This window comes from Allobosea sp. 2KB_26, from assembly GCF_052115715.1.
Taxonomy (GTDB): Bacteria; Pseudomonadota; Alphaproteobacteria; order Rhizobiales; family Beijerinckiaceae; genus Allobosea.
On record NZ_JBFRHE010000005.1, the window covers coordinates 264,434 to 284,496 of the forward strand.

The window sequence follows — 20,063 nt, forward strand, 5'->3', positions numbered from 1 at the left end:
GGGCGCAAGCAGCCCCGCTGCATGAATTCCATGCAGGGCGGCGCAACCCGGATCAACAGAGGCGACGGAACGCCCGGGGCCCGCTAGCATTCCACGATGCTCTGGCTGACCTCGATCGATACAAAGGCCTCCACACTCCCCGCCGCCTGGCTGATCCCGACCAGCGAGCGGCCGGCCAATCTGATGGAGCGCGCGCGGCTCAGGCGTAGCGTGGCTGGGCTCGTGCTGGACCACCAGCTCGGCCAGCCGGCCGACACCATAGAGATCGGCCATGACGAGCGGGGCCGACCGCTTCTCGTCCGCCCCGCCGGCCACGACCTGCATCTTTCTCTCGCGACGCGCTCAGGCATCGTTGCGGTCGGCCTTGCCGAGCGGCCGATCGGCGTCGATGTCGAGCGGGTGGAACAAGGAACAGAGCCGCCGCTGGCCGTTCTTCACCCCGACGAAAGGGACATTCTGCTTGCCCTGCCTGCGGCTGAAAGGCCGCTCGCCTTCGCGCAGCTCTGGAGCGCGAAGGAGGCCTATGTGAAGGCACTGGGAATGGGCTTTGCGCACGCACCCGAACGCTTTTGCGTGAGATTCCTGGCGGAAGGATTCTTCACGGTCGAAGACGCAGGCGTTCGCTCCATCGGGATCGGATCGGCCCACCTCATGAAAAACGGCGACCAGGAAGACCTGGCCGCCGCAATTGTCGTTCTCGCCTGAAGGGCGGTTCAGCCGGGTTGGTTCACCGGCTTGCGTTTCAGGACGTAGCCCATGATGCAGACAAGCGCCGCGCCGAGAACCGCGCTGACATAATGGGGCAGGTTCGCAGGCCCGATTCCGAGCGGGTTGACGTCCGTCGAGACCGCCTTGATCCAGGTCGGCATGTTCACCTGCAGCCACTGCAGCACGGCAATATCCCCCAGAATCATCTCTGCCGCGATCCAGCCGAGCAGCGCCGCGCCAATCCAGATCAGAATCGGGAAACGCTCGATGATCGAGGTCAGGAGCTGGGCACCCATGATGATCAGGGGGATCGAGAGCAGCAAGCCGAAGATGAAGAGCTCAGGGTGCCCCTTGGCGGCGCCGGCGATCGCAATGACGTTGTCGAGGCTCATCACGGCATCGGCGATGGCGATGGTGCGCACTGCCTTCCAGAGATTGTCCGCTGCCTTGATGTCGGTATGCGCTTCCTCTTCACCCTTGGCGAGCTTGACCGCGATCCAGAACAGCAAGAGGCCGCCGACGACCTTTAGGTAGGGCACCGCCAGCAGATAAGTGACAACAAGAGCGAAGACGATACGCAGGCCAACCGCCGCACCCGCGCCGAGCCAGATGCCGACCTTGCGCTGGTTCTCCGGAAGGGAGCGGACGGCAAGCGCGATCACCACCGCGTTGTCGCCGGACAAGAGCAGATCGATCCAGATGATCTGCAGCAGCGAGATCCAGAATTGGCTCGACGAAAAATCCATTTTGCGGTCAGTCCTTTATCAAGTTGCCGGGTCGGGCCGGCGTGATTTCAGCCAATAGCCAAGGCCGAGAACCAGCAGCGCTCCAAGGATCGCCGCCGGATATTCAAGCTGGTGCATCATCGCTGCACCGAATTGGGATGCGAACCAGGGGTCGCTATCGAGCATCTCGCCTGCGACCCAGCCGAGCAGTCCCGCCCCCGCCCACACCAGGAGCGGGAACTGGGCCAGCAGGCGGGTGATCAAGGAGGCGCCGACGACGATCAGCGGGATCGAGATCACCAGCCCAGCCACCAGGAGCGGGAGCGAGTCCTTGGCGACCGCGGCGATCGCCAAGACATTGTCGAGGCTCATGACGATATCCGCGATCGCAACCGTCTGGACGGCCTTCCAGAGCTTGCTGCTGGCGGCGATGGCGTCCTCGTCACCCTCGCCATCCTCCAGAACCAGCTTCACGGCGATCCAGAACAGCAGCACGGCGCCGGCGATGCGCAGGAAAGGCGCGCTCAGGAGCGAGGCGACCACGACCGTGAACACAACCCGGAGCAGCACGGCGACAATAGCACCAAGCGCAATGCCCTTGGTGCGTTGCGCCGGGGCCAGCGCCCGACAGGCGAGCGCGATCACGACCGCGTTGTCGCCCGACAGCACGATGTTCAGCACGATGATTTCAAAGAGCTTGCCCCAGAGGAGGGGATCGGCCAGCGAAGCAGCGATGAAATCCATGGATGAAGCAGCCTCTCGCGGAATATGATCGCTTTTCTAGCCAATACTCTGGCTAGAGTCGCGCCCTTCTTGCTCAGCCCAACGCTTGCTCAACTGCTCTGCCGGCGGCCTCGGTGCTCAAGGTTCCGCCGAGATCGCGCGTGCGGGTCCGGGCATCTCCGAGCGCCCGCTCGATCGCTGCCTCGATCGCCTTTGCGGCCTCGCGCTCGCCGAGATGGTCCAGCATCATCGCACCTGACCAGATCTGGCCGACGGGATTGGCGATGCCCTGGCCGGCAATGTCGGGCGCCGAGCCGTGAACGGGCTCGAACAGCGAAGGGAATTCACGGGTCGGGTTGATGTTCCCCGAAGGCGCGATGCCGATCGTGCCGGTGCAGGCCGGACCGAGATCGGACAGGATGTCACCGAACAGGTTGGAGGCGACCACGACGTCGAAACGGTCGGGATTCAGCACGAAATGCGCGGTGAGGATGTCGATATGGTACTGGTCGACCGCGATGTCGGGGTAGCTCTTCGCCATCTCCTTCACCCGCTCGTCCCAGTAGGGCATGGTGATCGAGATGCCGTTCGACTTGGTGGCCGACGTCAGCTTCTTGCGCGGCCGGCGCTGGGCGAGCTCGAATGCGTATTTCAGCACGCGGTCGACGCCGACGCGGCTCATCACCGTCTCCTGCAGCACGATCTCGCGCTCGGTGCCGGCATACATGCGCCCACCGACAGAGGAGTACTCGCCCTCGGTGTTCTCGCGCACGACAAAGAAATCGATATCGCCCGGCTTGCGGTTCGCCAGCGGGCCAGGCACGCCGGGCATCAGCCGCACGGGACGGAGATTGACATACTGGTCGAATTCACGCCGGAACAGCAGCAGCGAGCCCCAGAGCGAGATGTGGTCCGGCACCTGCGCCGGCATGCCGACAGCACCAAAATAGATCGCGTCATGCCCGCCGATCTGGTCCTTCCAGTCGTCAGGGAGCATTTTGCCGTGCTTGGCGTAGTAGTCGCAGGAGGAGAAATCGAAGCTGTCGCAGCGCAGCTCGAAGCCGAACTTCTTCGACGCCGCTTCGAGCACCCGCAGGCCTTCAGGCATGACCTCTTTGCCGATGCCGTCGCCGGCGATCACGGCGATGCGGTAGACGCGATTGGTTCCGGTCATATGTCTTCTCCGAAGAAAGCCGTGAATTCGGCGGCGACGAGATCGGGGATCTCCTCCGCCAAATAATGGCCACCGGGCAAGGGCCGGCCTTGGACATTCTGTGCACGCTGGCGCCAGAGCGCCAAGGGATCGAAGCAGCGCCCGATCACGCCCTGCTCGCCCCAGAGCGCCAGCAGGGGCTGCTCAAGCTTGCGGCCACCATCCTCGTCGTCATGACGGAGGTCGATGGTCGCGGCCGCGCGATAATCCTCGCAGCTCGCGTGAATCGTCGCCGGATCGGCGAAGCAGCGCAGGTAGTGCTCAAGCGCCTCAGGAGCGAAAGGGGTCAGCCCGGCGGAGCCCGAGCCGCATTTCTTCAGCCAATAGGCTTTGGAATCAGCACCGATCATGCGCTCGGGAAAGGGCGCGGGCTGGATCAGGAAGAACCAGTGCCAATAGGCACGCGCGAAGGCGTCGGTGGTGTTGGCATACATCTCGCGCGTCGGCGCGATGTCGAGCGTGGCGAGCCTCGTCACATGGCCTGCGTGGTCGAGCGCCATGCGATGGGCCACGCGCGCGCCGCGATCATGCGCCCCAACGGCAAACCGATCATGTCCAAGCGCAATCATGACCTCGACCATGTCCTGCGCCATCGCACGCTTGGAATAGACAAGATGAGCGGCATCGGAGGCAGGCTTCTCGCTGTCGCCATAGCCCCGCAGATCTGCGCACACCAGGGTAAAACGCCGCTTCAGCTGGTCCGCGACCTTGTGCCAGAGCACATGCGTCTGAGGATAACCGTGCAGCAGCAACAAGGCCGGCCCCTCCCCGCCTGTCCGCACGCGAATTCGCGCACCCGACGTCTGAACGTCGAGCAGGCGAAAGCCAGGGAAAAGGCTGTCCGCAACGGGACATTCGGAGATGGTCATACAGCCAGCGCGCATTGAAACGATCAGCAGCCGATAGCGCGATTGTTCACGGATTGCGCGGGCGGATTATTACACAATCTGGATCAATAACGCGGCACTGACCCATCGCCCCCCGCAGGCGCCCCAACGCCCTCCCCCGAGACAGCCTGATGACAGGCCTGCCAGATATGCAAAAGGCGGGCGCGCCCATTGTCGCTCCCGCCCTCCCGCATGTCGGCTCCGAGGAACCGGTGCTCCCGTCCCTGAGGATCAGCCCCGCAGGGTCGCGCCGTAGCGCTTGGCCATCTCGGTGACGATCTTGCTGCCGACCGCATCGATCTCGACATCGGTCAGCGTCTTCTCGGCAGGCTGGAGCGTGACGGCGAGCGCCACGGATTTCTTGCCGGCCTCGACGCCAGGTCCCTCATAGAGATCGAACACCGTGACATCCGAGATCAGGCTGCGCTCGGCATTCTGCGCGGTGCGCATCATGTCACCCGCAGCGACCTTGGCATCGACGATGAAGGCGAAATCGCGCGTCAGCGGCTGGAAGCCGGAGAGGTTCAATTTCGGCTTGACCTTGGTCGGCCTGGCCTTCGGCAAAGGCAGGGCGTCGAGATGGATCTCGAAGGCAACGAGCGGCCCCTTCACGTCCAGAGCCTTGAGGATCTTGGGATGGACTTCCCCGAAGGCGCCGATGACGCCCTTCGGCCCGAACTGCAATGTCGCCGACCGTCCCGGATGAGCCCAGGCTGGGCCGCCGGCCACGACCTGCAAGCCGCCAACAGGGATTCCAAGACCGGAGAGCAGGGCCATGACGTCGGCCTTGGCATCGAAGGCATCGACGGGCTCGGCCGCACCGTCCCAATGACGGCCGACGCCCTCGAGCCGGGCCGTGCCGCGGCGCAAGCCGGCGGCCGCGATCACCTGGCCTTCGGGCTCATCGCTGAAGAAGACCTGGCCGACCTCGAACAATGCGACATCGCCAAAGCCGCGCGCCGCATTGGCCTGGGCCGAACGGATCAGCCCCGGCAGCAGCGAGGGCCGCATATCGGAGAGATCGGCGGCGATCGGATTGGCCAGAACCAGCTTGGGCGAACCGCCACCGAAGAGCGTGGCCGCTTCATGCGAGATGAAGGACCAGGTCACGGCCTCGACCAGGCCACGGCTGGCAAGCAGGCGTTTGGCGGCACGGGTGCGCTTCTGCAGCACGGTGAGAACCGGCTTCACCACCTCTGCCTTGATGCGCGGCAGCGGCGTGGAGGCCACGCGGTCGAGCCCGGCAATGCGCAGGATCTCCTCGACCAGATCGGCCTTGCCCTCGACATCGCCGCGCCAGGACGGCGCCGCGACCTTCACCCGCTCGCCCGCACCCGAGACATGGAAACCGAGCGAGGTCAGCGCGAGCTTCATCTCGACCTGCGGCAGGTCGAGCCCCGTCAGACGCTTCACTTCCGACCACGGGAAATCGATCGCGGGGCGCGACTCCGGAAGCTCGCCCTCGAAAACCATTTCGGAGGCTTCGCCGCCGCAGAGGTCGATGATTATCACTGTCGCGAGATCGAGGCCCGGCCGGCAGAAATCGGGATCGACACCGCGCTCGAAGCGATAGCGCGCATCGGAGTTGATGCCGAGCGCCCGGCCCGAACGGGCGATGTTGAGCGGGTCCCAGAGCGCGCTCTCGACCAGGACATCGACCGTGTTCTCGTCGCAGCCCGAAGCCTCGCCCCCCATGATGCCGGCGAGCGATTCGACGCCATGCGCATCGCAGATCACCACCTGTTCGTCGCTCAGCTTGTAGGTGCGTCCGTCGAGCGCGAGAATCTCCTCGCCCGCCTTGGCCCGGCGCACCGTGAGATCTCCCCTGACCTTGGCCGCGTCGAAGACGTGAAGGGGCCGGTTGCGATCGAAGGTCATGAAATTGGTGATGTCGACGAGCGTATTGATCGGCCGCAAGCCGATGGCGCGCAGGCGGGCCTGCAACCATTCCGGCGACGGGCCGTTCTTCACGCCGCGGATCAGGCGCAAGGCGAAGGCCGGGCAGAGCTTCTTGTCCTGCGGCGCGAAGTCGAGCGCGACCTTGACCGGGCATGGGAACGAACCGCGCACCGGCTGGATCGACGGTGTCCTCAGCGTGCCGAGACCTGCGGCGGCAAGATCGCGCGCGACACCGCTGACGCCGAGCGCGTCGGCCCGGTTCGGCGTGACCGCGATCTCGATCGTGGCGTCGTCGAGCTTGGCATAGGTCGCGTAGGGCATTCCGACCGGAGCATCCTCCGGCAGCTCGATGATGCCGTCATGATCCTCGGAGAGCTGGAGCTCGGCCTCGGAGACCAGCATGCCGTTCGACTCGACGCCACGAATGACGCCCTTGCCGAGGGTGATGTCCTTGCCGGGAATGTAGCTGCCAGGCGGCGAGAACACTCCCTTCATGCCGGTGCGAGCATTGGGCGCGCCGCAGACGACCTGCACGGGCTCGCCGGTGCCGGTGTCGACCAGGCAGACGCGCAGCCGGTCGGCATTCGGATGCTGCTTGGCCTCGATCACATAGGCGATGGTGAAGGCCTGGAGCGCCTTCGCCCTGTCCTCGACGCCCTCGACCTCGAGCCCGACACGGGTCAGGGTCTCGGTGATGGTGTCGACCGTATCGGTGGTGTCGAGATGGTCTTTGAGCCAGGAGAGCGTGAATTTCATGCGTGTGCGTCCATCGGAGCGAGCACTTCCACCAGACGGAAGCGTTCGCAAATCAAGGTCATGTCGGGACTGAAGACGCCGAGGCGTCGGAAATAGGCTTCATGGGCTTGGCGCCATGAGGCCAGAGTACGGTCATCCTCGCCTTCCTCGAAGGCGAATTCCGCATCGATCTCGTCGAACCGCCGCGTCGTCAGTTCGAGCGTCTCGATGACGCAGACAGGTCGCTTGCCGCCGTCGAGGACGATCCAGATCTGGCCGACCTCCGGGCAGTCGGGATCGTCCGGCGTGTTCACCGTCGCCCGCTTGCGGCCGCTGACGACGAGGGCGGCCAGTTCGGAGGCCAGCTCCGGGCTGTCGCCAAAGGAGAAGCTCGGGCAGTCCCTGTAGCGCTCGGGGATCGTGGTCGTGCCCATGGTCACGCCGCCCCATCCCGCCGAGCCACGACCGGCGACAGCTGGGACTGACCATCGTTCAACCGGTCCTCGCCATCGATCCGGATTTTCATCGCGTTGCCGCGCCACGTCACCTCGCCCGCGACGAAGGCATAGGCCCAGATCCCCGGGAAGACGATATCGCGCACCAGGAAGGCGAAAGGCAGCCGCCACGACAGGTACCAGCCGACGCCATAGGCCAGAAGCATCTCGCCCGCGTACCAGGGCAGCAGCACGGCACATAGCGCGGCCCAGGCCGGCAACCCAAATGCCGGCGCCGCAACAACCGCCGCCAGCACCGGCAGCAGCGGTCCCGACAGGATCTCCGGTGCGAAGAAGGGCAGGAACGTCACCCGGCGCAGCCTGGCCCAGCGGAACTGGCGCTGCACCACGTCGCGCAGGCTGCGCTTGCCCAAGGGCTGCTCAAAGGGCTGGCAGACGAGATGGACGTGCTTGCCGGCCCGGCGCACCAGCTTCGTCGCCGCCGCATCTTCGGCGATCTCCGCCCCCAACGCTGCAATGCCGCCATTGGAGTCGAGAAAGGGCTTGTTCCAGAGCATCGACTTGCCCTGCGCGAAGCCGAAGCCGAGCGCCTCGCCGGCATATTGCCAACGCGCCTGGAAGGTATTCAGGAAGGCGCATTCGAGTTCGGCGGAAAAGCCCTGCGGGCGCGAACCGGCCGGTGTCGAGCAGACGAGCCCCGTCGTGGGCCGCCACGCCGCCAGCATCCGCTGGATATAGTCCTTCGGCATCAGCACGTTGGAATCGGCGAGAATGACCCAGTCGGTTTCCGCCGCATCCCAGCCCTTGACGCAGTTATTGAGCTTCGGATTGGCGCTGACGGCGACATCGCCGACGATCAGCCGCACGCGATCGTCGCCGAAGCGCCGGATCAGATCCTCGATCAGCGGCACGATAGGGTCGTCGCCGTCGGCAACGCAGAAGATCGTCCTGTAGCGGGGGTAGTCGAGCACCAGCCCCGAGCTCAACGTCTCGCGGCTGAACGTCTCGAGACCGCGCACCGGCCGCACGATCGTGACGGGCGGGCACTGGTCGAGCAGGGCCGAGCCCAAAGCGCGGTGGCGCAGGCGGAAATAGGCGATCGCGAGGCACAGCAGGTTGAGCGCGACGGCAAGCACCGCGAACAGTCCTGCTCCTGCTGCGACTGTCATCCCGCCCTCCCCTGCACGACCGGCTCCTTCACGACGTCAGGCCGCCGGTCAGGGTCGGCAGGTCGAGCGGGCGGAAGCCGTAATGGGAGAGCCAGCGGATATCGGCCTCGAAGAAGGGGCGCAGATCCGGCATGCCGTATTTCAGCATGGCGATACGGTCGATGCCCATGCCCCAGGCGAAGCCCTGGTAGACATCGGGATCGAGGCCGCAATTGCGCAGCACGTTCGGGTGCACCATGCCGCAGCCGAGGATCTCCAGCCAGTCATCGCCCTCGCCGAAGCGGATCTCGCCGCCCTTGCGCGAACACTGGATATCCACTTCGGCCGACGGTTCGGTGAAGGGGAAGAATGAGGGGCGGAAGCGCATCTTGACGCTGTCGACCTCGAAGAAGGCCTTGCAGAACTCCTCGAGCACCCATTTCATGTGGCCGAAATTGGCCTTCTTGTCGATCACCAGACCTTCGACCTGATGGAACATCGGGGTGTGGGTCTGGTCGGAATCCATACGATAGGTCCGGCCCGGGCAGACGACGCGGATCGGCGGCTCCTGCGAGATCATCGTACGCACCTGCACCGGAGAGGTGTGCGTGCGCAGCAGCTTGCGCTCGCCATTGGCGTCAGGCGCGAAGAAGAAGGTGTCGTGCATCTCCCGCGCCGGGTGGCCGACAGGGAAGTTCAGCTTGGTGAAGTTGAGATCGTCGGTTTCGACATCGGGACCTTCCGCGATCGAAAAGCCCATGTCGCCGAAGATCGTGGTGATCTCGTCGATGACCTGGCTGATCGGGTGGATGCGCCCGCGCGCCTCCGGCCCCTCGCGCACCGGCAGGGAGACATCGATCCGCTCGGCAGCAAGGCGCGCGTCGAGCGCAGCCTGCCCCAACGCCTCCTTGCGCTCGGTGATGGCGCCCTGGACCTTGTCGCGCAGGCCGTTGATCAGCGGGCCCTTTTCCTTGCGCTCGTCCGGCGTCATCGCGCCCAGCGTCTTCAGCAGCGCGGACACCGAGCCCGACTTGCCGAGCGCAGTGATGCGCAACTGCTCGAGCGCGGCTTCGTCCTGTGCAGCGGCGATCTCACCAAGAAGTGAATCGCTGAGGGTATCGATCTCATTCATGCCTGATCTGGTCCGATTGCGAGGCATCTTCTAGGGTGTCATCTTGAGCGATGCTAGGGGCAATCGTGCTGGCAAAGCATCGCAGGCACGACGGCAGAGCACCTGTTTGGCCGAAATGAGCGCAGCATCATGACAATCCTGTCTCACTGGCGCGCATGGGCATTCCTGATCGTCACGCTGAGCGCCGCCCCGGCAGGGGCACAGGACGGGCAGCGCGTCACGATCACCGGGGAAATCAGCGATACCTGGTGCACGATCAGCGGGCTGATGTTCGCCAGGGGCACAGCCCATCACCAATGCGCAATCTGGTGTGCACTTGGCGGCATTCCGGTCAGCATCCGCGACCCGGCCGGCAATCTCTATCTCATTCTCAAGATCGGCGATGACGATGAGAGCGCCGCCAATCCGCGTATCGCGCGGATGGCCACACACCAGGTCACGGTCGATGGCGAGCTGCTCGAGCGCGACGGCGTGAAGTACCTGCTCGTCGACAGGATCGCCGACGACAAGGGCGTGATCAGCATGACGCATGAAGAACACGGCATCCAGCCGTTCGGGAACTGAGCGATGCGAATGCTGCGGCATATGCTGGGTGTGGCCGCGCTTCTCGCCGGCATCCCCGTGACAACCGCGCGCGCGGCCGAAGCCTGGAACATCCCGTACGAGACTGCGACAATCCTCAAGGGGCGGGTCGTCGATGCGCTCTGCCATCTCAAGGGCCGTTGCACGCCCGATTGCGGCAGCGGCAAGCGTCAGCTCGGCCTTGTCCTGGCCGACGGCACCTTCCGGCTTGTCGCGAAATCGAACGTCGACTTTGCCGGCTCGGTCAGGGACCTGATCGGTTATTGCGGCCGCGAGATCGAGGCCGATGGCCTGCTGATCGCCAACCCGGCAGTGACAGTATTCTTCGTGCAGGCGGTCCGCGAACGCCCCTCGCAACCCTGGATTCCGGCCGAACGCTTCAAGACCGACTGGGAGGCCCGCAACGGCAAGGCCGCCGAGTGGTGGCGGGCCGATCCTGAAGCGAACCACATCATCGCCGAAGACGGCCCCTACGGAATCAAGGGACTTCGGCCGAAATGATCTCGCGGCGGGTGCTGTTGGCCCTTGGTGCCATCCTGCCAGCCGCGGGCGCGTTCTCGCAGCAGCCACCCGCACCTGGCGCCAGCCCGATCGACCCGCTCGCCACCCGGTTCGGTGGCCCGTTCACGCTCGTCGATCACACCGGCAGGCGCGTGAGCGACACGGACTTCCGCGGCCGATTCATGCTGGTCTATTTCGGCTTCACCCGTTGTACCGATACCTGCCCGATCGATCTTACGATCATCGCGCAGGCGCTCGACGCCATCGGTCCGCGGGCCGAGCGGCTCGCGCCGCTCTTCGTCACGGTCGATCCGGCCCATGACACGCCCCCCGTCATGGCGAGCTATGTCACAGCCCTCCATCCGCGCCTGATCGGACTAACCGGCAGCGAATCGGAGATCGCCGCGATCGCCCACGCCTACAAGGTGCATCGCCGCAAGCTCACGCTGCCGCATCATGGCGCAGCGGAGTACGCCGTCGATCACGGCTCCCTCACCTATCTGATGGACCGCCAAGGGCGCTTTCTGACCCTGCTGCCGCACAATGTCGGCGCGCCACGACTGGCCGAGATCCTGAACAAGTACCTGGTCTGAACAAGCCTCCGGCCCGAACAAGTCCCTCGCCTGGCGGAGCAGCCCTGCCAGCGATGCAGGCGACAGCGCCGCTGCGATGCGGCTATGCAGGTGGCATCATGGAGACAGACATCATGCCCGACAGCCAGGCCCAGAAGAATTCCCCCTCCTATCGCCTGGCGGCGCTCGACCCCGATTTCATCCTTGGCGATTCGACACGCGGCGTGCGCTTCATGCTCGAATACCAGAAGGCCGAGGACCATTTGCGCGCGCGCGGCATCGTCTCGACCGTTGTCGTCTTCGGCTCGGCCCGCGTCCGGGAAGGAGACCGCTGGTACGAAGCGGCGCGGCAATTCGCCCGCATTGCCTCCGAGCGGGGCGGCGCGCTCATCGACGGCGAAAGCGGGCGCCATCATGTCATCGCCACTGGCGGCGGGCCGGGCATCATGGAGGCTGCCAATCGCGGCGCGACGGAAGCGGGTGCGCTCTCGATCGGCTTCAACATCACGCTGCCGCACGAGCAGGAGCCGAACCCGTGGTCGACGCCGGACCTGACCTTCCGCTTCCACTATTTCGCGATGCGGAAGATGCACCTGGCCATGCGCGCCGCGGCGCTCGTCGTGTTTCCCGGCGGATTCGGCACGCTCGACGAACTCTTCGAGATCATGACGCTGAAGCAGACCGGAAAGATGCCGGCCGTGCCGATCGTGCTCTATGACAGCGCCTTCTGGCGTGACCTGCTCAATCTCGATGCCATGGCGGCGGCAAAATTCATCCGGCCCGAAGATCTGTCGCTGTTCTGCTACGCCGACACGCCGGAGGAGGCCTACCAGCGTGTCGTCGAAGGTGCCGGCCAGAACTGGATCCTTCCGGCCAACGACAGCATGCAGACCTGACAACGAAAAAGGCCGGCATCGCTGCCGGCCTCTTCCAATTCACTTCGCTGAGGCGAAACTCAGGCGGCCTTGGCTTCCGCGCCGAGGGCACCCTTCACCGTCTCGACCACGGCCGCAAAGGCGGCTGCGTCGTCGATGGCCAGCGCCGACAGCGTCTTGCGGTCGAGCTCGATACCGGCCTTGGCGAGACCGCCAATGAAGACCGAATACGTCAAGTCATGCTCACGCACCGCAGCGTTGAGACGCTGGATCCAGAGCGCGCGGAACGAGCGCTTCCGGTTCTTACGGTCGCGATAGGCATATTGCATCGAACGATCGACGGCCGCCTTGGCAGCGCGGATCGTATTCTTGCGGCGGCCATAGAAGCCCTTGGCAGCCTTGAGTGTCTTCTTGTGCTTGGCGTGGGACGTTACGCCCCGTTTCACGCGAGCCATGTGTGATCTCCGGAAAGGTTAGAGGGCGTCAGCCGTTCGGCAGGAAGTATTTTTTCACGTTGGCGGCATCGCCCTCGAAGAGGGTTGCCGTGCCGCGGTGATTGCGGATCTGCTTGTTGGTCCGCTTGATCATGCCGTGACGCTTGCCGGCCTGGGCGTAGAGCACCTTGCCGGTTCCGGTGATCTTGAAGCGCTTTTTGGCGCTCGACTTCGTCTTGATCTTGGGCATTTCAGCTCCTCAATGGTCGCGGACGCGCGAGATGCGCCGCTTCGATTTTGCTTGCTGGAAGCAAAGAACGACCGCCACGGCAGCCCTTATCAGCCGGGCGATCGAAGGGCGCGCATATGACAGAAAAGCCTGGGGCTGGCAAGTGCAGGCACCGCCCATGCCGAAAAGGCCGCAGGGCGAGCCGGAGCGGATCCGGCTCCTCAATATCCTGATCAGCCCCGTTTTTCGGCGCGGGGCCCTCTGATCCCGATGCAATTGCCCCAGGGATCGCGAACCTGGCACATCCACAGATCACCGTCGATGGCCAGCGGCCCACGATAGAGCACCGCACCGACCGCCTGCAAATGGGCAAGCGATCGCTCGAAATCTTCCACCCGCCAATAGACGATCGAGCCGGCGGCGCCGCTGGGCACCTTCGTGTCGGCCGGAACGATTTCAAGTTGCGTCTCGCCAATTTGCAGAAAGGCGAATCCCGAAGGCTGGCTTGTCGCCGGAACGGCCCGGGGAAATGCGCTGCGATACCAAGCGAGCCCCGCGACCACGTCCGAGACGTGAATCAGAACGGCCGAAATAGAACCCGTCACGGAAATCCTCGTGGTCATGATCGGAGGGGAGCCGAGCGGGCCCGGACGCACGCGGCGGCGCTACCCCTTATCAGCCCGGAAGAAGTCGATGAAAGCCCGCAGCGCCGGACGCATCTGCCGGCGGCTCGGATAATACACGTAGAACCCGTCGAATGGCGGACACCAATCCTCCAGAACAGGCACCAGCCTGCCCTGCCCGAGCCCATCGCGGACATAGTCATCGAAGAGGAATGCGATGCCGGCCCCATCAAGCGCGGCCTGGAGGACGAGCCGGTCATCGCCCAGGATCAGCGGCCCCGAGACGTCGGGCTCAACGACGAGACCGTCCTTCTCGAACTCCCAGCGATAGATCACGCCGCTTTCGAAGCGGAAGCGGATGCAGCGATGCCCTGAGAGGTCGTGCGGCGTCAGCGGCATGTCCCGCCCGGCGAAATAGGACGGGGCCGCAACCGCGACGCCGCGCATGCGCGGCCCGATGCGAACGGCGATCATGTCGCGCTGCAGGCTCTCGCCGAGCCGGATCCCGGCATCGAACCCGCCCGCGACGACATCGGCGAATCTGTCGTCAATGACGATCTCGAGCACGATCTCCGGATAGGCCGCGGCAAAGGCGCCGAGCTTCGGCGCCAGTACCAAATGAGCGGCGGTGCGCGGCACGGTGAGGCGAAGATTGCCGGCGGGCTCGTCGCGCGAGGCGGCCGCCACCTCTAGCGCCAGGGCGATCTCGGACATCGCCGGCAGCAGCCGTTCCAGAAGCTGCGCCCCGGCCTCGGTGGGGGCGACGCTGCGCGTACTGCGCGCGAGCAAGCGCACGCCGAGCCGGGCCTCCAGCAGCGACACGGCATGGCTGACAGCGGATGGCGCAATGCCGAGCTCGCGGCCCGCACCACGGAAACCGCGATTGCGGGCGACGGCCGCCAGGACGGCGAGATGCGGGAGATCGGCGCGGTTCATTGATCTATTTTATCGAACGGGCCGTGCTTTCTCCAGGCGATTATCGATCAGTGACGCAAGCCTCATCTGTATCGGATCACAGCAGAGGAGCCCGTGATGCAAACTCGCAAGCTTGGTCAAGAACTTGAAGTCTTCCCCGTCGGTCTCGGCTGCATGGGCATGACCTTCGCCTATGGTGGCCAGGAAGAGAGCGCCGCGATCGCCACCTTGCGGCGCGCCGTCGATATCGGAGTGACCCTCTTCGACACCGCCGAAGTCTATGGTCCATTCGAGAACGAAATCCTGCTGGGCAAGGCGCTCAGGCCTGTGCGCGACCAGGTGGTGGTCGCCACGAAGTTCGGATTCAAGATCCTCGAAGAGGGCAAGGGAGCGGAGCGCATGGCGGGGCTCGACAGCCGGCCGGAACATGTGAGGGCCGTGGCGGAGGCCTCGCTCAGGCGGCTCGGGATCGACGTGATCGATCTCTATTATCAGCACCGCGTCGACCCCAATGTGCCGATCGAGGATACGGTCGGCGCCATGGCCGACCTTGTGCGCGAGGGCAAGGTCCGGACGCTCGGTCTTTCCGAGGCCAATGCCTCGACGATCCGCCGGGCGCACGCAGTGCATCCGATCGCGGCCGTCCAGAGCGAATATTCGCTGCGGCGCGAGCCTGAAGACAGTGTGCTCGCCGTCTGCCGCGAGCTTGGAATCGGTTTCGTGCCCTACAGCCCGCTCGGACGCGGCTTGCTCACCGGCAAGATCCGGACACTCGACGAACTCGGCAGCGAGGACTGGCGCCGGACCCTGCCGCGTTTCCAGGCCCAGGCATTGGAGGCCAATGCGGCGCTCGTCGAACGGCTGGAACGGCTGGCCGCGAGCAAGAACGCCACCGCCGCGCAGCTTGCGCTCGCCTGGGTGCTGCACCAGGGGGACTTCATCGTGCCGATCCCCGGCGCGCGCAAGATCGCCCATCTGGAGCAGAACAGGGCGGCAGCCGACATCGTCCTGACCTCCGACGAAGCGGCGGCCATTGGCGAAGCGCTCACGCCGGCCGATGTGGCAGGCAAACGTTACACCGACGCCTCGCTCGCCCTGGTCGACGGCTAGCCCCGTCGGGCATCGTTCGGGAGGCGCGCTCTGCGCGCCTCCTGCTTCCACGAGCGCTCACGCAGGCCAATGATGGCGGCCCCCAGGATCGGATGGTCCGGCGCGGCCTCGACCATGCGAAGGCTCTGCCCCTTTCGGCGTTCTGCCGCTAAGGACCGGTGCAGGCTGCAGCCTCACGCAGAGCGGGCTGCGGCTTCTCGCCCAGGAGCCGGCGATAACCCAGCAACGCCGTCACGAGAGCAACGCCGCCAGCGCCGACCGAAATCCAGAAGCCACTGCGCGCGCCAAATCCGTCGATGACCCAGCCCGAGGCGGAAGAGCCGACCGCCATGCCGATACCGATGCCCGTCATGGCCCAGGTGATGCCCTCGGTCAGTTTCGCGGCCGGGACGAGACGCTCGATCAGGCCGATCGAGACAATGATCGTCGGCGAAACGGCAGCGCCGGCCAGGAACACCACGACGGCAAGGCTGCCGATGCTGTTGACGGCGAGCAGAGGCAGCGTGGTCACCGCTGCAAGCGTAATCGCAATCAGCAACTGGCTGGCCAGCGACATGCGCAGCTTGAGCGCGCCGAACACGATCCCCGTGATCAGCGATCCCGCGGCATAGCTCGCCAGGACGAAACTGGCGGCGGCCTTGTTCCCTTGCGCCTCGGCGAAGGCGACGGCGGTGACCTCGGCCGTTCCGAAGATCGTGCCGATCGCGATCAGGATGAAGGCGATGATCCGCACCGACGCGAGGCGAATGACCGAGGCACCGCCACTCGCCCCCTGCGGATGCACGGGCGGTTCGGATGCACGCTGCGCGACGAACAGCGCAGTTCCGACGGTCAGCAGCAGCGTTGCGGCGAGCGGCCCGGCCTCTGGAAAGAAGGATACGCTCAGCCCGATCGCGATGACCGGCCCGGTCATGTAGATGACCTCGTCGACGACCGACTCGAAGGCGAAGGCGGTCCGCAGCTTCGGCGTATCGCGATAAAGCTCGGTCCAGCGAGCCCTGACCATCGCCGATATGCTCGGCATCGTTCCTGACAGCATGGCGAAGACGAAAAGAGCCCAGACTGGCGCTTCGTAGCGGGTCGACAGCATCAGGCCCGATAGCGCCGCAATCGCCGCGAGTGTTGCGGGAACGAGCAGCCGACGCTGCCCGTAGCGATCGACCAGCCTGGAGAGCTGAGGCGCGATCAGCGCGTTGGACAAGGCGAAGGTCGCCGCGACCGCCCCTGCCAGCCAGTATTCGCCGCGCGCCTGGGACAGCATGGTGACGACGCCGAGCGTCACCATCGAGACCGGCATGCGCGCGATGAAGCCCGTCGCCGAGAACGCGATAGCGCCTGGCGCCCTGAAGATCTCGCGATAGGGGTTGGCCATGACGGGCCTCTTTCCAGAAGTTTCTGTACCACTTACATACGGAGCGTATGTGAGGGAAGTAGGAGCCGACCCGGCCCGTGTCAATTGACATACGCCGCGTATGCGAAGGGAACATGGATGGCTCGCAGACCACGCACGGAGATGATCGCCGAGACGCGAGCCAAGCTCCTCGGCGCGGCGCGCCATGCCTTCGGCACCGTGGGCTATGCCGACGCCTCGATGGATGAACTGACCGCCGCAGTCGGACTGACTCGCGGGGCGCTCTACCATCACTTCGGTGACAAGAAAGGCCTGCTCAGGGCCGTGATCGCCGAGATCGACGATGAAATGAACGAGCGCCTTCGCATCGTTTCCACCAGCGCAGCAGATGCATGGGCCGGCTTTCGCGACGAGTGCACCGCCTATATCGAGATGGCCCTGGAGCCGGAGATTCAGCGCATCGTCCTGCGCGATGGGCCAGCCGTTCTCGGTGATCCCTGGAACTGGCCAACGCAGAGCGCCTGTATCCGCTCTATGACCGCCAGCCTCGATAGCCTTGTCGAGGATACGACCCTGCGCGCGATCGATCCGGAGGCGGCTGCCCGCTTGATCGCCGGAGCGACGCTGCATGCCGCGCAGTGGATCGCCCATGCCGAGGATCCGCAGACCGCGTCGCACCGGGCGATCGCGGCCTTCGATGCCATGCTGGACGGATTGCTGCTTCGCCCTGCCATGATTGATTAAGGGCTTGATCCTCCAGCGCCTCGCCCGCCGCTCCCTATAATTGGCCGAGAAGTTCTGCCGCGCCCCCCTTACGGGCGTGCTAGACTGGCGCCAGAGGCCCGGAGGATGGCGCAATATCCCATCCTAGACCGAGCGGCGACGATCGGGCCGCCGCATGACGCTTCCGACGCAAGGGCCGGGCCCAGCCAGGGAGAAGCGTGATGACGACCTATATCCTGCTGACCAACTGGACCGACCAGGGTGCGCGCAACGTCAAGGACTCGCCCACCCGCCTCGATACGGCCAGGAAGCTGCTGCGCGACATGGGCGGCGACTTCAAGGCCTTCTTCATGACGATGGGGAAATACGACATGGTCATCGTCTGCGAGGCACCCGACGATGCCGTGCTGGCACGCTTCTGCCTGCAACTGGCAATGCACGGGAATGTGAGAACGCAAACGCTGAAGGCATTTCCCGAAGCTGCCTATCGCGAGATCATTCGTTCCATCAGCTGAGACGGCGGATCAGGGGGGCCAACGAGACAAGGCCCGGCTGAAGCGACCGGGCCTTGTCTCAACCTGATTCCGAGGCACGGCGCTCCTGGCGACTATTTCGGCGCCAGGACCATCACCATCTGGCGGCCTTCGAGTTGCCAGTCGCTCTCGACCTTGGCAACATCGACAAGATCAGCCTTGACCCGCTCGAGTACCTTCACGCCGAGGTCCTGGTGCGCCATTTCGCGACCGCGGAAGCGCAGGGTCACCTTGACCTTGTCGCCCTCCTCGAAGAAGCCGTGCATGGCCTTCATCTTGACGTCGTAGTCGTGCTTGTCGATGCCCGGCCGAAGCTTGATCTCCTTGATCTCGATGGTGCGCTGCTTCTTGCGCGCCTCGGCGGCCTTCTTCTGCTCCAGAAAGCGGAAGCGGCCGTAGTCGAGAATCTTGCAGACAGGAGGCACTGAATTGGGGGCGATCTCGACCAGGTCGAGACCGGCATCCTCGGCAATCTTCAGAGCCTCGAAGAACGACACAACGCCACGGTTGGCGCCGGTATCGTCAATGAGCTGAACCTCACGGACACCGCGGATGTCGCGGTTGGAACGCGGGCCGTCTTTGGTCGGGGTTGGGGCAGCGCGGAACGGACGGCGAATGGCTGTATTCTCCTATGAATGGTGCTGTCGGCACCGTTGATCAGACACATTGCATAAAGTCGGGCATTGTCAATGCAAACACGGCAACACCCGCTCAAGTACAGCGCCTAGCGCCCAAGCAAGGCGCAATAGACGTCGAGGGTTTCGCTGACCATGTTCTCGAGCGAAAAGTGCTGCTCGACATGGAGGCGGGCGCGGCGGGCCAGCGCGTCGCGCGCCGAGGGACGCAGCGCCAGCGCCTCCTTGAGGCCCGCAGCCAGAGCAGATGCATCGCCCGGCGGCACGCGCCAGCCCGTGCGCTCGCCGGGAGCCGTCTGCGGCGGGGCGAGCACGGTTTCGGGAACAGCACCGAGATCGGAGACCACGACCGGAATACCCATGGCTTGCGCCTCGACCGCGACGCGGCCGAAGGCCTCCGGTTCGGTCGAGGGCACAGTAACGACCGCTGCTGCGAGCAGGGCCGCCGGCATATCGGTGCAATGACCGACGCGCTTGACCTGTTCTTCGAGCCCGGCCTTGGTGATGGCCTGGTCGAGTTCCCTGACATAGCCATCGCGGCCCTGATGATCGCCGGCAAAGATGAAGGCGGTATCGTTGTCGCCGCCCTCGCGCAGGAGGCGAGCCGCCTCGATCAGCACACGATGGCCCTTCCAGCCGGTCAGTCGACCCGGCAAGAGCACGATGCGTTGATGGGGCTCGACGCCCCAGGCGCGACGCAAGGCCTGGATCCGCTCGGGCCCGACCGCGGACGGCGCGAAGGCCGAGAAATTGGTACCGCGATGGACGACGCGGATGCGGTCACGCGCAAAGCCGTGCTTCGCCAGAATCAGATCGGCCGTGTAACGGGAATTTGCGATCACCACGTCGCCGCGCGCCATGACCGAATTATACTGCGTCTTCACCGCCGAGCGGCTGGCATAGGAGCCATGATAGGTGGTGACGAAGGGCAGCTTGAGCGCACGCGCTGCGGCAAGCGCAACCCAGGCCGGCGCACGCGAACGGGCGTGAATTAGCTCGACGCGCTCCCGTCGGCAGAGCAGCACGAGCTTGCGCACATTGAGCGCCATCGTCACCGGGTTCTTCGAAGCAGCCGGGAACGGCAGCCAGACGCCGCCCTTTGCCTGCAGCTCGGCCACAAGGCGACCGCCTTCGGTCGCCACGAGCGCGCGCGCTCCGGCTTCGGTCAGCCCCTGGGCAATATCCACCGTCGTACGCTCGGCTCCACCTGCCTCGAGATCGGGGATGATCTGCAGGATGGTCCGCCCGCTCAGGGGATGATTATCCGTCGAAGGCAGCGAGGGATGCGCGCCTGACCGCAAGGACATGTTCACCGTTTCAAAAAATCTCTCGGATCGGAGGCGCACAGTATGACA

General features: G+C 65.0%; 23 protein-coding genes. 8 read left to right on the top strand and 15 right to left on the bottom strand.

Going from position 1 to position 20,063, the window contains the following annotated elements:
• The first annotated feature begins 96 nt into the window (after positions 1–96).
• Positions 97–705, top strand: a complete 609-nt coding sequence (locus tag AB4099_RS17060; protein WP_441478905.1) for a 4'-phosphopantetheinyl transferase family protein — start codon at positions 97–99, stop codon at positions 703–705.
• A gap of 8 nt (positions 706–713) precedes the next feature.
• On the opposite strand, the gene AB4099_RS17065 is transcribed toward AB4099_RS17060, so the two are convergent.
• From AB4099_RS17065 to pheS, 8 genes are all read right to left on the bottom strand, one after another.
• A complete protein-coding gene (locus AB4099_RS17065; RefSeq protein WP_113515470.1) occupies positions 714–1,454 on the bottom strand; it encodes a TerC family protein in 741 nt (246 codons plus the stop codon).
• A gap of 18 nt (positions 1,455–1,472) precedes the next feature.
• A complete protein-coding gene (locus tag AB4099_RS17070) occupies positions 1,473–2,177 on the bottom strand; it encodes a TerC family protein (RefSeq protein WP_441478906.1) in 705 nt (234 codons plus the stop codon).
• Between the two features lie 73 nt (positions 2,178–2,250).
• On the bottom strand, positions 2,251–3,330 hold the full coding sequence (locus AB4099_RS17075; protein ID WP_441478907.1) for a tartrate dehydrogenase: 1,080 nt from the start codon (positions 3,328–3,330) through the stop codon (positions 2,251–2,253).
• Positions 3,327–4,124, bottom strand: coding sequence for an alpha/beta fold hydrolase (locus AB4099_RS17080; protein ID WP_441478908.1), 798 nt, complete (start codon positions 4,122–4,124; stop codon positions 3,327–3,329). Before AB4099_RS17080 ends, AB4099_RS17075 begins: the two co-directional genes overlap by 4 nt.
• Positions 4,125–4,487: 363 nt before the next feature.
• Entirely contained in the window at positions 4,488–6,911 is a 2,424-nt protein-coding gene (pheT, locus tag AB4099_RS17085) for a phenylalanine--tRNA ligase subunit beta (RefSeq protein WP_441478909.1), read from the bottom strand.
• On the bottom strand, positions 6,908–7,324 hold the full coding sequence (locus AB4099_RS17090; RefSeq protein ID WP_113515466.1) for an ASCH domain-containing protein: 417 nt from the start codon (positions 7,322–7,324) through the stop codon (positions 6,908–6,910). The genes pheT and AB4099_RS17090 overlap by 4 nt, the downstream gene beginning before the upstream one ends.
• Before the next feature lie 2 nt (positions 7,325–7,326).
• Positions 7,327–8,514, bottom strand: a complete 1,188-nt coding sequence (locus tag AB4099_RS17095) for a ceramide glucosyltransferase (RefSeq protein WP_441478910.1) — start codon at positions 8,512–8,514, stop codon at positions 7,327–7,329.
• 28 nt (positions 8,515–8,542) lie between these two features.
• Complete coding sequence (gene pheS / locus AB4099_RS17100; protein WP_113515464.1) at positions 8,543–9,625, bottom strand: phenylalanine--tRNA ligase subunit alpha; 1,083 nt, start codon at positions 9,623–9,625, stop codon at positions 8,543–8,545.
• A 129-nt stretch (positions 9,626–9,754) separates the two neighbouring features.
• Here pheS and AB4099_RS17105 point away from each other — a divergent pair, with 129 nt between their 5' ends.
• The 4 genes from AB4099_RS17105 to AB4099_RS17120 all read left to right on the top strand — a co-directional run bounded on the left by AB4099_RS17105 (position 9,755) and on the right by AB4099_RS17120 (position 12,176).
• On the top strand, positions 9,755–10,189 hold the full coding sequence (locus AB4099_RS17105) for a hypothetical protein (protein WP_113515463.1): 435 nt from the start codon (positions 9,755–9,757) through the stop codon (positions 10,187–10,189).
• Between the two features lie 3 nt (positions 10,190–10,192).
• Positions 10,193–10,708: a hypothetical protein gene (locus tag AB4099_RS17110; protein WP_441478911.1), complete on the top strand. Its 516-nt coding sequence runs from the start codon at positions 10,193–10,195 to the stop codon at positions 10,706–10,708.
• Positions 10,705–11,301 carry an SCO family protein gene (locus tag AB4099_RS17115; protein ID WP_441478912.1) on the top strand — a complete coding sequence of 199 codons (597 nt, stop codon included), beginning with the start codon at positions 10,705–10,707 and terminating at the stop codon, positions 11,299–11,301. Before AB4099_RS17110 ends, AB4099_RS17115 begins: the two co-directional genes overlap by 4 nt.
• Before the next feature lie 113 nt (positions 11,302–11,414).
• The gene (locus AB4099_RS17120) at positions 11,415–12,176 is read left to right on the top strand and encodes an LOG family protein (protein WP_441478913.1); all 762 of its coding nucleotides are present in this window, start codon (positions 11,415–11,417) and stop codon (positions 12,174–12,176) included.
• Between the two features lie 59 nt (positions 12,177–12,235).
• Here AB4099_RS17120 and rplT read toward each other — a convergent pair whose 3' ends face one another.
• From rplT to AB4099_RS17140, 4 genes are all read right to left on the bottom strand, one after another.
• A complete protein-coding gene (gene rplT / locus AB4099_RS17125; RefSeq protein ID WP_043233082.1) occupies positions 12,236–12,610 on the bottom strand; it encodes a 50S ribosomal protein L20 in 375 nt (124 codons plus the stop codon).
• A gap of 28 nt (positions 12,611–12,638) precedes the next feature.
• The gene (gene rpmI, locus AB4099_RS17130; RefSeq protein ID WP_043233081.1) at positions 12,639–12,839 is read right to left on the bottom strand and encodes a 50S ribosomal protein L35; all 201 of its coding nucleotides are present in this window, start codon (positions 12,837–12,839) and stop codon (positions 12,639–12,641) included.
• Between the two features lie 212 nt (positions 12,840–13,051).
• Positions 13,052–13,381, bottom strand: coding sequence for a VOC family protein (locus AB4099_RS17135; protein WP_441478914.1), 330 nt, complete (start codon positions 13,379–13,381; stop codon positions 13,052–13,054).
• A gap of 102 nt (positions 13,382–13,483) precedes the next feature.
• Positions 13,484–14,377, bottom strand: a complete 894-nt coding sequence (locus tag AB4099_RS17140; protein WP_441478915.1) for a LysR family transcriptional regulator — start codon at positions 14,375–14,377, stop codon at positions 13,484–13,486.
• 96 nt (positions 14,378–14,473) lie between these two features.
• Between AB4099_RS17140 and AB4099_RS17145 the strand changes: the two genes are divergently transcribed.
• Positions 14,474–15,466 (top strand): aldo/keto reductase, encoded by a 993-nt coding sequence (locus tag AB4099_RS17145; protein WP_441478916.1) that lies wholly within the window; start codon positions 14,474–14,476, stop codon positions 15,464–15,466.
• Between the two features lie 148 nt (positions 15,467–15,614).
• Here AB4099_RS17145 and AB4099_RS17150 read toward each other — a convergent pair whose 3' ends face one another.
• Complete coding sequence (locus AB4099_RS17150; protein WP_441478917.1) at positions 15,615–16,838, bottom strand: MFS transporter; 1,224 nt, start codon at positions 16,836–16,838, stop codon at positions 15,615–15,617.
• Positions 16,839–16,955: 117 nt separating this feature from the next.
• On the opposite strand from AB4099_RS17150, the gene AB4099_RS17155 reads away from it, so the two are divergent.
• Together AB4099_RS17155 and AB4099_RS17160 are read left to right on the top strand one after the other, a co-directional pair.
• A complete protein-coding gene (locus tag AB4099_RS17155; RefSeq protein WP_113515457.1) occupies positions 16,956–17,561 on the top strand; it encodes a TetR/AcrR family transcriptional regulator in 606 nt (201 codons plus the stop codon).
• A 200-nt stretch (positions 17,562–17,761) separates the two neighbouring features.
• Positions 17,762–18,055, top strand: coding sequence for a GYD domain-containing protein (locus AB4099_RS17160; protein ID WP_441478918.1), 294 nt, complete (start codon positions 17,762–17,764; stop codon positions 18,053–18,055).
• Positions 18,056–18,147: 92 nt separating this feature from the next.
• On the opposite strand, the gene infC is transcribed toward AB4099_RS17160, so the two are convergent.
• Both infC and AB4099_RS17170 read right to left on the bottom strand, forming a co-directional pair.
• Complete coding sequence (infC, locus tag AB4099_RS17165) at positions 18,148–18,690, bottom strand: translation initiation factor IF-3 (protein WP_069877443.1); 543 nt, start codon at positions 18,688–18,690, stop codon at positions 18,148–18,150.
• 107 nt (positions 18,691–18,797) lie between these two features.
• Entirely contained in the window at positions 18,798–20,015 is a 1,218-nt protein-coding gene (locus tag AB4099_RS17170; RefSeq protein WP_441478919.1) for a glycosyltransferase family 4 protein, read from the bottom strand.
• Between the last annotated feature and the right edge of the window lie 48 nt (positions 20,016–20,063).